This window comes from Streptomyces sp. NPDC058664 (genome assembly GCF_042716635.1).
GTDB lineage: Bacteria > Actinomycetota > Actinomycetes > Streptomycetales > Streptomycetaceae > Streptomyces.
Window position 1 is genome coordinate 1 of record NZ_JBHXRW010000104.1, and the last position, 13,179, is coordinate 13,179.

General features: G+C 70.3%; 13 protein-coding genes and 1 pseudogene. 6 read left to right on the top strand and 8 right to left on the bottom strand.

Annotated elements, in window-relative coordinates; all coding sequences use genetic code 11:
* Positions 1 to 189: 189 nt before the first annotated feature.
* From ACFWUY_RS39040 to ACFWUY_RS39055, 4 genes and pseudogenes are all read left to right on the top strand, one after another.
* A complete protein-coding gene (locus ACFWUY_RS39040; protein WP_384121272.1) occupies positions 190 to 435 on the top strand; it encodes a hypothetical protein in 246 nt (81 codons plus the stop codon).
* The gene (locus ACFWUY_RS39045; RefSeq protein WP_384121275.1) at positions 435 to 1,175 is read left to right on the top strand and encodes an N-acetylmuramoyl-L-alanine amidase; all 741 of its coding nucleotides are present in this window, start codon (positions 435 to 437) and stop codon (positions 1,173 to 1,175) included. Before ACFWUY_RS39040 ends, ACFWUY_RS39045 begins: the two co-directional genes overlap by 1 nt.
* A gap of 86 nt (positions 1,176 to 1,261) precedes the next feature.
* Positions 1,262 to 1,646: pseudogene (locus ACFWUY_RS39050) on the top strand (S1 family peptidase); the annotation flags it as partial.
* A 229-nt stretch (positions 1,647 to 1,875) separates the two neighbouring features.
* Positions 1,876 to 2,754 carry a MurR/RpiR family transcriptional regulator gene (locus ACFWUY_RS39055; protein WP_384121278.1) on the top strand — a complete coding sequence of 293 codons (879 nt, stop codon included), beginning with the start codon at positions 1,876 to 1,878 and terminating at the stop codon, positions 2,752 to 2,754.
* Positions 2,755 to 2,836: 82 nt separating this feature from the next.
* On the opposite strand, the gene ACFWUY_RS39060 is transcribed toward ACFWUY_RS39055, so the two are convergent.
* The 5 genes from ACFWUY_RS39060 to ACFWUY_RS39080 all read right to left on the bottom strand — a co-directional run bounded on the left by ACFWUY_RS39060 (position 2,837) and on the right by ACFWUY_RS39080 (position 8,161).
* The gene (locus ACFWUY_RS39060) at positions 2,837 to 4,126 is read right to left on the bottom strand and encodes a cyanophycinase (RefSeq protein WP_384121280.1); all 1,290 of its coding nucleotides are present in this window, start codon (positions 4,124 to 4,126) and stop codon (positions 2,837 to 2,839) included.
* 153 nt (positions 4,127 to 4,279) lie between these two features.
* Positions 4,280 to 5,497, bottom strand: a complete 1,218-nt coding sequence (locus tag ACFWUY_RS39065; protein WP_384121282.1) for a M20 family metallopeptidase — start codon at positions 5,495 to 5,497, stop codon at positions 4,280 to 4,282.
* Positions 5,494 to 6,258 (bottom strand): amino acid ABC transporter ATP-binding protein, encoded by a 765-nt coding sequence (locus ACFWUY_RS39070; RefSeq protein ID WP_384121283.1) that lies wholly within the window; start codon positions 6,256 to 6,258, stop codon positions 5,494 to 5,496. Before ACFWUY_RS39070 ends, ACFWUY_RS39065 begins: the two co-directional genes overlap by 4 nt.
* Positions 6,255 to 7,220, bottom strand: coding sequence for an amino acid ABC transporter permease (locus ACFWUY_RS39075; protein ID WP_384121285.1), 966 nt, complete (start codon positions 7,218 to 7,220; stop codon positions 6,255 to 6,257). Before ACFWUY_RS39075 ends, ACFWUY_RS39070 begins: the two co-directional genes overlap by 4 nt.
* A 2-nt stretch (positions 7,221 to 7,222) precedes the next feature.
* Positions 7,223 to 8,161 carry an ABC transporter substrate-binding protein gene (locus ACFWUY_RS39080; RefSeq protein ID WP_384121288.1) on the bottom strand — a complete coding sequence of 313 codons (939 nt, stop codon included), beginning with the start codon at positions 8,159 to 8,161 and terminating at the stop codon, positions 7,223 to 7,225.
* Between the two features lie 309 nt (positions 8,162 to 8,470).
* Here ACFWUY_RS39080 and ACFWUY_RS39085 point away from each other — a divergent pair, with 309 nt between their 5' ends.
* Complete coding sequence (locus ACFWUY_RS39085) at positions 8,471 to 9,901, top strand: pre-peptidase C-terminal domain-containing protein (RefSeq protein ID WP_384121291.1); 1,431 nt, start codon at positions 8,471 to 8,473, stop codon at positions 9,899 to 9,901.
* 95 nt (positions 9,902 to 9,996) lie between these two features.
* On the opposite strand, the gene ACFWUY_RS39090 is transcribed toward ACFWUY_RS39085, so the two are convergent.
* The 3 genes from ACFWUY_RS39090 to ACFWUY_RS39100 form a co-directional block, all read right to left on the bottom strand.
* Positions 9,997 to 11,385 carry an aspartate ammonia-lyase gene (locus tag ACFWUY_RS39090; protein WP_384121293.1) on the bottom strand — a complete coding sequence of 463 codons (1,389 nt, stop codon included), beginning with the start codon at positions 11,383 to 11,385 and terminating at the stop codon, positions 9,997 to 9,999.
* A gap of 174 nt (positions 11,386 to 11,559) precedes the next feature.
* Positions 11,560 to 12,000, bottom strand: a complete 441-nt coding sequence (locus ACFWUY_RS39095) for an anti-sigma factor (RefSeq protein WP_384121297.1) — start codon at positions 11,998 to 12,000, stop codon at positions 11,560 to 11,562.
* 94 nt (positions 12,001 to 12,094) lie between these two features.
* On the bottom strand, positions 12,095 to 12,259 hold the full coding sequence (locus ACFWUY_RS39100) for a hypothetical protein (protein ID WP_384121300.1): 165 nt from the start codon (positions 12,257 to 12,259) through the stop codon (positions 12,095 to 12,097).
* 204 nt (positions 12,260 to 12,463) lie between these two features.
* Here ACFWUY_RS39100 and ACFWUY_RS39105 point away from each other — a divergent pair, with 204 nt between their 5' ends.
* The gene (locus ACFWUY_RS39105) at positions 12,464 to 12,988 is read left to right on the top strand and encodes a VOC family protein (protein ID WP_384121304.1); all 525 of its coding nucleotides are present in this window, start codon (positions 12,464 to 12,466) and stop codon (positions 12,986 to 12,988) included.
* Positions 12,989 to 13,179: the final 191 nt, after the last annotated feature.

Below are 13,179 nucleotides of genomic sequence, written 5' to 3' on the forward strand. Positions count from 1 at the left end.
GGCTCTCCGCAGTGGAAGTCCGGCGCCGGCAACATCTACGCCGACGAGGGCAACCACTGGGACGTGACCTTCTACAACTGCGGCGGCTGCTGACCAGCCCTGCCCGCCCGGTGGGCCCTCGCCCGGCCCACCGGCCTGCGGAGCCACCGTGTACGAAACCGTGAGCCCTGGACCACACGTGGAGGAACGTTGATCCCCGAAGTCTCCCGCCGCGCCGCGCTGCTGACGGCAGCCGGCGGTGCGCTCGCCCTGTCCGCCCTGCCCTCCGGAGCCGCGCAGGCGGCGCCCCTGCCCGCGGCGACTCGCGGAAAGCCGTTCGTGACGAACCCCCGCGAGACCGGCGCGCTCTACGATTCCGACGCCGCCCGGACCGCGCACGCGGAACCGCTGAACGCCGCCGTCGGCTGCGCCACGGGACGGGGAGGCCGGAGCTGATGGCCACGTTCGTCACCCGCGCCCAGTGGGGCGCCCGAGCCCCGAAGGACATCAGCAGCAGCATCACCCCGGCGCAGGGGGGCGTGGTCGTCCATCATGTCGACGCCGTCAAGGTGGCCGAGGCCAGCCACGCCGACTGCGCGGCACAGGTGCGGGGCATCCAGAACTACCACATGGACCGCAACGGCTGGTCGGACATCGCCTACAGCCACCTGGCCTGTGTGCACGGCTACCTCTTCCAGGGGCGCGGCGAGAACGTCCGCACCGCCGCTCAGGGCACCACTCAGGGCAACGACGACTGGTACGCGGTCTGTGCCCTGACCGGCGGCACCGGCAGCGACTACGACGTCGTCACCGCCGGGCTGATCGACGCCATCCGGTACGGGATCAACCGCCTGCGGGTGTCCGGCGGGGCCGCGCAGGCCATTACCGGCCACCGCGACCACCATGCGACCGGCTGTCCGGGAAACCTGTACTCCCGGGTTGTCAGCGGCGAGGTCAACCCCGGCGGCGGCCCCCTGCCCTATCCGGGCGTCACCTTCCGGCAGACCCCGGCCACCGTGCATGCAAGCGTGGCGACCTGGCAGTACCGGATGAACAGCGCGCACGGCCACTCCCTCACCGTGGACGGACAGTACGGCCCCGGCTCCGACGCGGCCTGCCGCAGCTTCCAGTCGAGCAGGGGCCTGACGGTGGACGGCCTCGTCGGGCCCGCCACGTGGGGGGCGACGTTCGCCTAGAGCGGCGTACGCAGGGGGACGCGGCGGTGTCCCGCACGGTGGTTCCGTGCGGGACACCGCCACGGTGGTTCTGACGGAACGCGCACGGCACCCGGGCGGGCACCGGCTTCCCGAACAACGACTACGGGATCATCCGCCAGTCCAACGCCTCCGCCGACGGGCGCGTCTACCTCTGCAACGGCAGCTACCGCGACGTCACCAGCGCCGCCAACGCCTACGTCGGGCAGTCCGTCCGACGCAGCGGCACGGTCACCGGCCTGAACGCGACCGTGAACCAAGCAACGGCTACATCGTCTACGGACTCGTCCAGTCCAACGTCTGCGCCAAGCCCGGCGACAGCGGCGGCGCCCTGTTCCCCGGCACCACCGGCCTCGGTCTCACCTCCGGAGGCGCTGCAACCGCTCCTCCGGCGGAACCACCTTCTTCCAGCCCGTCACCGAGGCACTGGGCGCCTACGGCGTAACCGCCTTCTGCCCCGGTACCGGGGCAGGAACCCGACCAGCCCTGGCCCGTAGCCGCGCCCTCGTGACAGGGAGCGTCAGCATGCGCATCCCCCCGCCCGGGAGGGACTGGGCAGATTCCGTAATAGGCGGTACATTCGGTCCCTGAAACTCGCTGATCTGAAACGTGGCAAGCCGGAGGAAGCGGCCTCGACGGCTGCCGTCCGCCTCGGTGATCCCACGCCGCAGAAGGGAAAGCCATGAGCCCCACGCTGGCCGACGAGATCCGCAGCCGGCTCGGAGAGCTGAGTCCCGCGGAGCGCAAGGTCGCGCGGGTGCTGCTGGCGGGGTATCCGGCCGCGGTCTTCGAGACGGTCGCCACGATCGCGGAGCGGGCGGGCGTGTCGGCACCCACGGTGCTGAGGTGTGCCTCCCGGCTGGGCTACCGGGGCTTTCCCGACCTTCAGGCCGCTCTCCGCTCCGAACTCGACGCACGCAACGCCTCGCCGATCACGCTCTATGCGGCGGCGGAGACGTCGAAGCACGAGCGGACGGAGGGTCCGCAGGACGCCGCTGCCACCCAGCTCGGCGAGCGCTCGTCGCTCGTGCGGCAGGCCGTCGCCCAGACCTTCGACGAGGTGTCGGCGCACGAGTTCGAGGAGGCCGTCGGGCTCCTCGCCGATCCCCGGCGTCGCGTGCACGTGGCAGGTGGACGGTTCACGCATCTGATGGCCGAGTACCTGGGCCTGCACCTGATGCAGTTCCGCGATCAGGTGAGCTTCCTGCCGCACAAGGACGTGGAGCGGACCTCGTTCCTCACGCAGCTCACCCGACGCGACGTCACCGTGCTGTTCGACTACCGGCGTTATGAGGCCGACAAGACGCTGATCGCCGAACTGGCCCGGGAGCGCGGCGGCAAGGTCGTCGTGTTCACCGACCCGTGGCTCTCCCCTGCCGCCGCCCACGCGGACGTCGTCCTCATCACCCAGGTCTCCTCGGACTCCCCCTACGACAGCCTCGTACCGGCCCTGGCGGTCGTCGAGGCGCTCGTCGCCGCCGTCCTCGACCGGATCGGCGGCGGTGGCCACGAGCGCATGAAGGAAGCGGAGAGGATCGCCCGGCGCACCGGCCTGCTGTGAGCGGGCCGCGCGTCGCGGTCCGGTCGACGACGCGAAAGGAGCCGGCCCCTGTCCTGGGGCCGGCTCCGTGTCGTTCGGCAGATCAGCGCGGCGCGATGTCGATGCGCAGGGAGAGGAGCGTGCGGGCGTCCGTGCCGTCGCCGGTGAAGGCGGCGAATCCCCGCGCCTTGGTGAACGTCACCGTGAACCGCGGCCCGCTCTCGAACGTGGTCGCGGTCGCGCTGTTCTGCGCGCGCGTCGAGGCGAGCGCCCGCGCGGTGGTCCGGAAGGCGTACGGGGAGCCGTCGGGGTTGGCCGCCGAAGTGAAGACGTCGGTGTTGACGGGCACGGGCGCCGTGCCGACGGCTCTCAGGGGCTGCTTGGCCGGGTGGACGCGCGGCGTCCAGGTGCGAGCGTCGTACTGGTCGCCGTCCGTGAGGTAGCTGTACCGGGCCCGGCGGAGGGACCAGCCGTCCTCGGAGCCGTACGCGCGGGCGTCGCGCAGGTCCAGGACGGCGACGCCGTTCGGCCCGAGGACGCTGAGGTGCTCACGGGAGCTGCCCGGCCGGTCGACGACGAGGGCGGTGTTCTCCTCCAGGGCGTAGACGCGGTCGTGGCCGGTGTCGGAGGCGAGGCGAAGCGCGCGGCCCTCGCGTCCGTAGGCGCCGGTGTGGGTGTCGACGAGCCCCGAGCGGAGGAAGCCGAAGCCGCCCTCGGGGAGGAAGCCGAGGCGGGTCGCGTCGTCGAAGTAGCCGGGTGCACTGCCGTCCCTCAGCCCCTCGTAGGACTCTCCGCCGGTGACCATGTCGGGGCCGGACGCGATCTGGGCGCCCGCGGAGGAGCCGGAGACCACCGCTCCCCGGGCGAGCTTGGCGCGGATGGCGGCGAGGACCTTGGAGTCGGTGTGCTCGTCACCGCGCAGCAGGGTGGTGACGTAGCGGTACTGGTCGCCTCCGCCGAAGAAGAAGCCGGTCATGGAGTTGACCTGCGCGACGACGGCGTCCGAGTCGGCGTTGGCGACGTGGTCGATGTCGAGGGGGATCCACTGGGCGTCGGCGGCGCCGTGCCGCTTGAACACGTCGGCGTAGTAGGCGCCGTTGCAGGCGGAGTTGCTGCACCGCTCGGGGTCGCCGGCGTTCGGGTCCTGGCTCTCGGGTACGGAGGCGGCCGTGATGATCCCGATGCGGGCGCCGGGGCCGCCGGCCCGCTTGATGATCTCGCCGTAGACCTGGGTGTTGCTCTCCTTCAGGGCTCCGCCGATCAGGACGAGGGACCCCGCCTGGGTCCGGGCCTGCGGGGCGTCGGCGAGGGCGGAGGAGGAGACCGAGAGGAGGGATACGGCGAGGGCGCCGGCGAGGACGGTGCGGCGTGCGGGTGCGGAAGGGGCGCGCATGGTGCCTCCGTTGAGGGGGGATGGGTGGCGGGATTATGAGGGCCGGGGCACGTGGCCGGGGCCCGTGGCGGACGCCTCCTGGGGCGCTGGCGCCGTACCCGCAGCGGAGAGAAGCGGGGCTTCCCTCCGCTGTGGGGGCGGCGTCGGCGTCGTTCAGGTGGTGCCGGCCGTGCCCAGCGAGGCGATCAGGTCGGCGAGGAGCGCGATGCGCTGCGGAACGCTGGTGACGTCCAACCACTCCTGGGGCGTGTGGTCGGCGCCTCCGACCGGGCCCAGGCCGTCGAGGACGGGGATGCCAGCGCCGGCGATGAGGTTGGCGTCCCCCACTCCTCCGGTGGCGGCGGCGCCCAGGTCGATGCCTGCCGCTCGGGCCGCGTGGCGTGCGTGGTCGAACATCCGCCGGGAGGCGGGGGTGTCCTCCATCGGCGGGCACAGGTCGAGTTGCTCGACCTCGACGGTGACGCCGGGGACGCCGGGCTGGTCGGCGGCATCGCGGATGGCCCGGGTGACGCGCTGGATGTCGGCGGTCGTGGCGGCGCGCACCTCGATGCGCAGTTCCGCCTGGGGACAGACGATGTTGGCGCGGGTGCCGGCTCGGACGACGCCGACGTTGACCGTCACGTCGTCCCAGTGGCCGTTGAGGGCCTGGAGGGCGACGGTGAGGTGGGCGGCGGCGAGGGCGGCGTTGGCACCGCGCTCGGGTTCGATGCCGGCGTGTGCGGCCCGGCCGGTGACGGTGAGGCGGAAGTCGGCGACGCCCTTGCGGGCGATGACGAGGTCGCCGTTCTCCCGGGCGCATTCGAGACCGAGTCCGAAGTGCACGCCGCCGGCCGTCTCCTCGATGAGCGGTCGGCTGGCGGGCGAGCCGATCTCCTCGTCGGGGGTGGCGAGCAGGATCAGCTCGTCGTACGCGTCGACGCCGAGTTCGCCGAGGATCTCCAGGGCCGTGAGTCCGGCGAGCAGGCCGCCCTTGTCGTCGCTGACGCCGGGGCCGTACGCCGTGGAGCCGTCGATCCGGAAGGGGCGGGCGGCCGCGGTGCCGTTCTCGAAGACGGTGTCCATGTGGCCGGCGAGGAGGATCCTGCGGCCTCCCTCCGACTCGGGCAGCTTGCCGCGTCGACGACCGACGAGGGCGTCACCGGTGCGGTGCCCGTCGGGCGTCGGCGGGAAGCGGACGCGTTCCACGGCGAACCCGAGCCGTTCGAGTCTGCGCTCGATCCAGTCGGCGACCTGGTTGACGCCGGCGGCGCTGTAGGAGCCGGAGTCGACGGAGACGAGCTCCTCCAGGTCGCGCAGGTAGCTGCCGCGGCGGGCGCGGGCCAGGTCCAGGAGGTCGTCGAGCCTCTCCTGCCGGCGGGTGGGGGCGCTCACAGGACCTTGGACAGGAAGGCGCGGGTGCGTTCCTGTTCCGGGTCGACGAGCACCTGGCGGGGGTCGCCGGCTTCGACGACGACGCCTTCGTCCATGAAGACGGCGGTGTCGCCGACCTCGCGGGCGAAGCCGATCTCGTGGGTGACGACGACCATGGTCATGCCGTCGGCGGCGAGCTGCCGCATGACGTCCAGGACGTCTCCGACGAGCTCGGGGTCCAGCGCGGAGGTGGGCTCGTCGAAGAGCATCAGTTTGGGCTTCATGGCGAGTGCGCGGGCGATGGCGACGCGCTGCTGCTGTCCGCCCGACAGCTCGGCCGGGTAGTGGTGCCCGCGGTCGCCGAGACCGACCTGTTCGAGGAGGGCGTGGGCCTGCTCCCGTGCGTCGGCGCGAGAGACGGCGGCGACCTTGACGGGGGCCTCCATGACGTTCTCGACGGCCGTCATGTGCGGGAAGAGGTTGAAGCGCTGGAAGACCATGCCGATGTCACGGCGTCGGTCCGCCACCTCGCGCTCGCGCAGTTCGTGGAGCTTGTTGCCGTGCTGCCGGTATCCGACGAGCTCTCCGTCGACGGTGAGCTTGCCGCCGTCGACCTTCTCCAGGTGGTTGATGCAGCGCAGGAAGGTGGACTTGCCGGATCCGGAGGGGCCCAGGAGGCAGCAGACCTGGCCGCGCTCCACGGTGAGGTCGATGCCCTTGAGGACCTCCAGCCTCCCGAAGTGCTTGCGTACGCCTTCGGCGCGCACCATGGGGGTGCTCATCGGTTCTGCTCCTTGCTGTTCTTGCCGAGCCGTTCCACCGTTCCGCCGAGGAGTCGCCGGAAGGGCGAGACGTGTCCGGCGCGGGTGGTGCCCCGTCCGTAGCGCCGTTCGAGCCAGGCCTGGGGCACGCCGAGGAGGGTGACGAGGGCGAGGTACCAGATGCTGGCGACGACCAGCATGGGGATGACCTGGTAGTTCTGGGCGTAGACGTCCTGGATGTTCGACATGAGGTCGTGGGCGGAGATGACCGAGACGAGGGCGGTCATCTTGAGCATGTTGATGGTCTCGTTGCCCATCGGCGGGATGATGACGCGCATGGCCTGGGGCAGGACGATCCGGCGCATGGTGAGCGCGGGCCGCATGCCGAGCGAGTGGGCGGCCTCGGTCTGGCCGGGGTCGACGGACTGGATGCCGGCGCGGACGATCTCCGAGGCGTAGGCGGCCTCGTTGAGGCCCAGGGCGAGCAGGGCGGCGATCGCGGGGGTGAGGAGGGAGTTGGTCTCGGCCTGGAAGAACGTGATGTCGGTGAACGGGACGCCGATCTTCACGTACTGGTAGAGGGCGGCCGCGTAGCCCCAGAAGATGATCTGGACGAGCAGCGGGGTGCCGCGGAAGACCCAGACGAACGCGGTGGCGAGGCCGTACAGCACGGGGCTGGACGAGAGCCGCATGACGGCGATCAGCGTGCCGAGCGCCAGGCCGAGCAGCATGGCGGCGGCGGTCAGCCAGAGGGTGGTGGCCAGACCGTCGAAGATGAGGTCGGCGAAGAGGTAGTGGCCGACGACGTCCCAGTGCAGGTTGTCGTTCTTGGCGAGCGAGCCGATCAGTCCGACGAGGGCCAGGACCGACGCGACGGCCGCGATCCAGCGCCCGTAGTCGCGGACGGGGACGATCTCGAGTTCCCCGGTGGGGGGTTGGTCCGTGGGGGTCGTCTCCTGCGGGACCTTGGTCGTGCTGGACATCTTTAGTCCACCGCCGCGTTCTTGGTGGCCTTGGGGACGGCGATCGACGCGACGCCGTACTGGTTGTAGATCGCCGCGACGGTGCCGTCGTCGAGGAGGGCCTGCAGCGCCTTGAGGATCGCGTCGGTCAGCTCGGGCAGTTCCTTGCTGACGGCGATGCCGTTGGGCGAGGCGTTGTAGCCGCCGGGGGCGGCGGGGTCGTTGACGAGGTCGAAGGTCTTGCCGTCGTCGGCGGTCTTGGCGACCCATCCGGCCGCCGGCTTGGTCAGCACCTGGGCGATGACCTTGCCGGAGCGCAGCGCGAGCTGGGCGTCGGAGTCCTTGGGAAAGGTCTGGATGTCGATCTTCCCCTTGCCCGCCTTCGCGCAGGCCGCCTGATGGCCCTTCAGCAGATCGAGCTGGTTGGTCGCGGCCTGGACCGCGACCTTCTGTCCGCACAGGTCGTCGAGGGCGGTCACCTTCGCCGGGTTGCCGTCGCCGACGAGGATGCCGGAGCCGGACTGGGAGTAGTCGACGAAGTCGACGACCTTCTGGCGCTCCTTGTTGTCGGTGATGGCGGACATCGCGACGTCGAACTTGCCGGCCTGGATCGCCGGGACGATGCCGTCGAACTTCTGCGGGGAGAAGGCGAAGGTCACGCCCAGCTTGGCGCCGAGGGCCTGGCCGAGGTCGTAGTCCAGGCCGGTCAGCCCGGTCTCCCCCTCCTTCACGTACATCTCGAAGGGCGGGTACGGCACGTCCGTCGCGACGCGCACCTCGCCGGCCTTCTTGATCTTCTCGGGAAGCAGGTCGTGCAGCTTCTGGTCCTTCACGATCTCCACGCCGCCGATGACGACCTTGCCCGACGGGGCGGCGGGCTCGTCGTCGCCGCAGGCGGACAGGGACAGGAGCATGGTCGCCGCGACGGCGGCGGCCGCGGGGCGTGCGATAAGAGCGTTCATCGCCTGGAACCTCTCGGTGGTTATCTGCCGACGGAGTCTGACCGTCAGGCACTGCTGCGAAGTTACAGAGGAACCCATGCGATGGCTAGATGTAAGTCCCATTACGTTCACGTAACGAGAGTTTCAGCCTCGCCGATGGGGCATTTTAGGTGCTTTTGGCCCCCATCGGTGGCTCAATCCCATGGAACGAGGCACTCTTCCGGACTTACATCTTCCTCATCCAGGCCATTACTTGTATGTTCCGCTACCAATCCCGCAGCCCTCGTCCGACGGCCGCGGCATCGAGTTCGCCCCTTTCCAGGAGTGCACATGACACACCGCCCCTTCAGGGCCCCCGCGGCAGCCGCCGTGGTGCTCACCGCGATGGCCTCGGTACTGATCGCGCATCAGCCGGCGCACGCGGCGGCCGACCGGATCCGGCTCGGCAGCGCGTCCGACGTCAGCCGCAGCACGTGGAACGGTCCGGCGTTCACGATGAACGGAGCCGGCGGCATCGTGACGGCCTCGACGATCCGGGCCATCGACGAGATCCGCGGCGGCACCGGGGCCCTCGACGTGGTCGTCCTGGCCGGGTCCGCGCCGACGTCGGGCAGCAAGACTCCGGAGTGCGACACGATCACGGGGTTGACCGGGGTCAACTCCTGTACGACGTGGACGCTGACGACGGCGGGCGACGGCAACAACAGCCAGATGAACACCGACGTCCGCAACGCCGAGTTCGTCTACTTCGCCGGCGGCGACCAGTGCCGCTACTCCGCCTGGAAGGGAACCGCCCTGGAAGCCTCCGTCGAGGCGGTCGTCGCCAAGGGCGGCGGTTCCGGCGGCGGCAGCGCGGGCCACCACATCAACAGCCCGATCGTCTACGACGCCTGCAACGGCAGCGTCACCAGCGCGGAGGCCCTCGCCAACCCCTACGACCGGTACGTCAGCTTCACCACCGGCATGTTCGAATGGGCGAACTACGGAGCCGTCATCAACGACTCCCACTTCGTGACCCGCGACCGCATGGGCCGCACCATGTCCTTCCTGGCGCGCGCCGTGAAGGACGGCCTCGCACCCGGCGGCTCCGCCTGGGGCGTCGGGGTGGAGGAGGGCGGCGGCTCCCTGTTCCTCGACCGCAACGGCATGGCGACGCAGTACGGCAAGGACGCCTACGTCGTCCTCGCCGACCACCAACCGGAGCAGGCTGTCGACAGGAAGCCGCTCACGTACAGCGGCTTCAAGATCTGGCGTCTGACGCCGGGCTCCACCTTCGACTTCAAGAACCGCCCCACCTGCGGCTACTACCTGCGTAGCGTCACGAACGGCGTGACGGACGCCAACCTCTACAACGGCGCTCCCGTGACCGACTGCGGCAGCCAGGGCGGCGGGTCCACGGTCGCGGAGAGCGAGCCCAACGACACCCGCGACACGGCCGACGACGCCACCGCCCTCGCCTCTCCCGGCACGCTCACGGGCAGCATGAAGTCGACCAGCGACCGCGACTACTTCAAGGTCTCCGTGGCGGCCGGACAGACCGTCTCGGTGAACTGCGCCGTGCCCTCCGCCTACGACGCCGACGTGTACTGGCTCGACGCGAACGGCAGCACCCTGACCCGGTCCGTGAACGACGGGGCGGGCACCGACGAATCCCTGTCGTTCACCAGGACCGCGACCGGGACGGGCACCTACTACCTCGACGTGGAGGCGTACAGCGGCTCCGGGTCGGCCGCCTACGCCTGCACCCTGACCAGGAGCTGAGGCAGTCGCGTCCGCGGGGCCCCGCCCGCGCGACCGGGCCCCGCGGGCATCCCGTACCGCACATGAGGCACCGCACGTGACGTCCCGGCCGAGGCTCAGATCGGCCGGGCGAGGCGCCACGGATCGAGCAGCTCGTCGAGTTCGCCGTCGGTGAGCAGCCCGTCGCGAGCCGCCAGCTGCCGGACGGGAACCCCCGACTCCCGGCACTCCCGGGCCAGGGCCGTGGACCGCTGGTAGCCGATGACCGGGTTCAGCGCGGTGGCGAGACCGGCGCTCCCCTCCACCAGAGCGCGCAGGCGCTCCTCGTCGGCCTCGATGCCGGCGACGCAGCGCTCGGCCAGGAGCCGGCAGGCGGCGGCGAGCCGGTTCGCGGAGTTGAGCAGGTGGTGGACCATCAGGGGCTCGAAGGCGTTCAGCTGGAGCTGACCCGCCTGGGCCGCCGCGCAGACGGCGGCGTCCGCGCCGAGGACGTCGAAGCAGACCTGGTTCACGGCCTCCGGCATCACCGGATTCACCTTGCCCGGCATGATGCTCGACCCGGCCTGGAGCTCCGGCAGCCGGATCTCGCCGAGGCCCGCCCCGGGCCCCGAGGCCAGCAGCCTGAGGTCGTTGCAGATCTTGGACAGCCGTACGGCGAACTGACGGAGGGCGCCGGAGAACCGGACGAATCCACCTATCCCCTGGGTGCTCTCCACCAGGTCCCGGGCGGGACGGACCGGCACGGACGCGACGGCTTCGAGGCGGGTGACAGCCAGACGGGCGAAGCCCTCGTCCGCGTTGAGGCCGGTGCCGATCGCCGTGCCCCCCAGGTTCACCTCCAGGAGAGAAGCGGCGGCCAGGCCGATGAGGTCGGCGTCGTCTCGTACGGTGAGGGCGAACGCGTCGAACTCCCGGCCCAGCGTCATCGGCACGGCGTCCTGCAACTGGGTACGCCCGAGCTTGACCGTCTTCGCGAAGTGCCCGCCCCGATCACCGAAGGCGTCGCGCAGCACGGTCATCGCGTCGAGGAGCCGCCCCGCGGAGGCGTACACCGCCAACTTGGCCGCCGTGGGATACACGTCGTTGGTGCTCTGGGAGCGGTTCACGTCGTCGTTGGGGTGCAGGTGCTCGTAGTCGCCGCGCGGATGCCCCAGGATTTCGAGTGCCCGGTTGGCGACGACCTCGTTGGCGTTCATGTTCGCCGAGGTGCCCGCGCCGCCCTGGAAGACGTCCACGACGAACTGGTCGTGGAGGCGGCCCGCACGGATCTCCCGGCACGCCGCCACGACGGCCCGGGCGCGTTCCTCGGGAAGGGTCCTCAGCTCCAGGTGGGCCAGCGCGGCCGCCTCCTTCACCGCGGCCAGTGCCACGACGAGCTCGGGATGCGACGAGAGGGGAATGCCCGTGAGGGGGAAGTTCTCCAGCGCGCGCAGGGTGTGGATGCCCCAGTACACGTCTTCGGGCACTTCTCGCACACCAATGAGATCACGTTCTCCGCGTCGCATGTCCGTCCCTCGCTGTCGGCACGGGCGACTCGCGCGCCGCCCGACATGAAGTATCGGAGATTACACATTAGACATGCAACAGCTTTCTAGAATCATTTGTTACGTCACTGGCGCACAGCTGTCCGGGCCCCGAGCCGCAGGGGTCACCCGGCGTAGGTACCCCGGACGAGGCTTTCACCGAAGTGGTCCGGCTTTCCCGTTGCGGGGCCGGACGGAGAAGTGCACGACGGAGTACTTGCGCAGGTCGATGGTGTCCGGGACCGGCAGGACGGCGCGGCCGTCGGGGCCCAGGACGCCCATGGAGACGAGCTTGGTGTGGCTGCTGTCCATCAGCCACACCTCGAAGCAGCCGGAGTTCTCGGGCAGTCTCAGCACGGTAATCCGGAGGGACCGCCGCCCGCTGTCGTCCGTCAGTCCGGCGAAGCCGGCCGAGCCGGTGCGCAACGTCTGGAGGCGCTTCCCTTCGGCGACGGTGTTCACGGGGGCGCTCTCGCCGTGGGTCACCCACCAGGTGGTCGCGCTTCCCGTCGCCGCGCCGAAGAGGGCGGCGCACGCCGCGAGGGCGACGGCGAAGCGACCGAAGCGCCGTGCCCCCCGGGGGCGGGGTTCGGCCACCGGGACCGGCGCGGGCGGGCGCCGGGGGCGGCAGCACGGTTCTCGAGGCGCAGTTCCGCGGCGATGGCGTCCCACGTACCGTCCGGCGGGGCGATCAGCTCACCGTCCGGGGGACGGCGGGCGACGCGGCGACGACACAGCGCAGGCTCTCGAACTCGCGGCGGCAGGAGTCGCATTCGTACAGGTGGAGGGAGGTCGAGGAATCGGTTTCCTCTCCGAGGGCCATCATCGCCAGGGGCTCTTCATCGGTGTGCTTCACCGTCCATCTCCAACCGCTTCTTGAGACGCATCAGACCACGCCGTGAGTTTTTTCCATCCTCAGCGTGAGGTCTGCGGGAGAGGGACCACGACCAGAGAACTGATGAAGATGGTGTCTACATCGTGCGCGATCTAGGTCTGTAGTTGTCCTAGTTGGGTTCTAGGGTCGCCGCATCGTGAAGGACTGCGTGAGGGGACGAGAGCGATGAGGCACACTACGCCCGAGGGTTACACCAGCGTTGCACCGTGGGTCGTCACCGACAACACCGGTGCGCTGCTCGACTTCATCACCGCAGTGTTCGGCGGCGAGGAGCTTGCACGGGTGCCGGTCGAGGACGGCACCATCGGCCACGGCGAGATCCGTATCGGCGACACGGTCGTACTGGCCTTCGACCGGCGGCCCGACTGGCCGGTGATGCCCTCGCTGCTGCGGGTCTACGTCCCTGACCCGGACGCCGCCATGGCGGCCGCCGTCCTGCACGGGGCACAGGTGATCACCGAAGTCGCTGACAGCGCGTGGGGGGATCGCGGCGGCCGGGTACGGGATCCGTTCGGCAACATCTGGTGGGTGATGAGCCGGGTCGAGGACATCTCGTCGGACCGGGCCTGGGAACGCATGTCCGAGCCGAAGTACGCCGAGGCGATGCGCACGGCTCAGGAGACGCTAGATGCCGCGCTGAGCGGCCGGGATTCAGGGGTGGCGAGTGCCCCTCGGCGCCCTACCCACTAAACCTTTCCGGGCTCGTGGTGCCGATTGTGAGCCGGGCATGCCTGCGCAATGATGAAGCTCCTGGTAGACGGGTTCACGACCAAGATTCACCGTCCGCCAGGAGTCTCAATGACGAAGTCAAGACTCCTGCGCGACGGGTGGGAAGGGGGTGAACAGCCTGTCGTCGCGCAGGAGAGCCCACAGCACGCTGG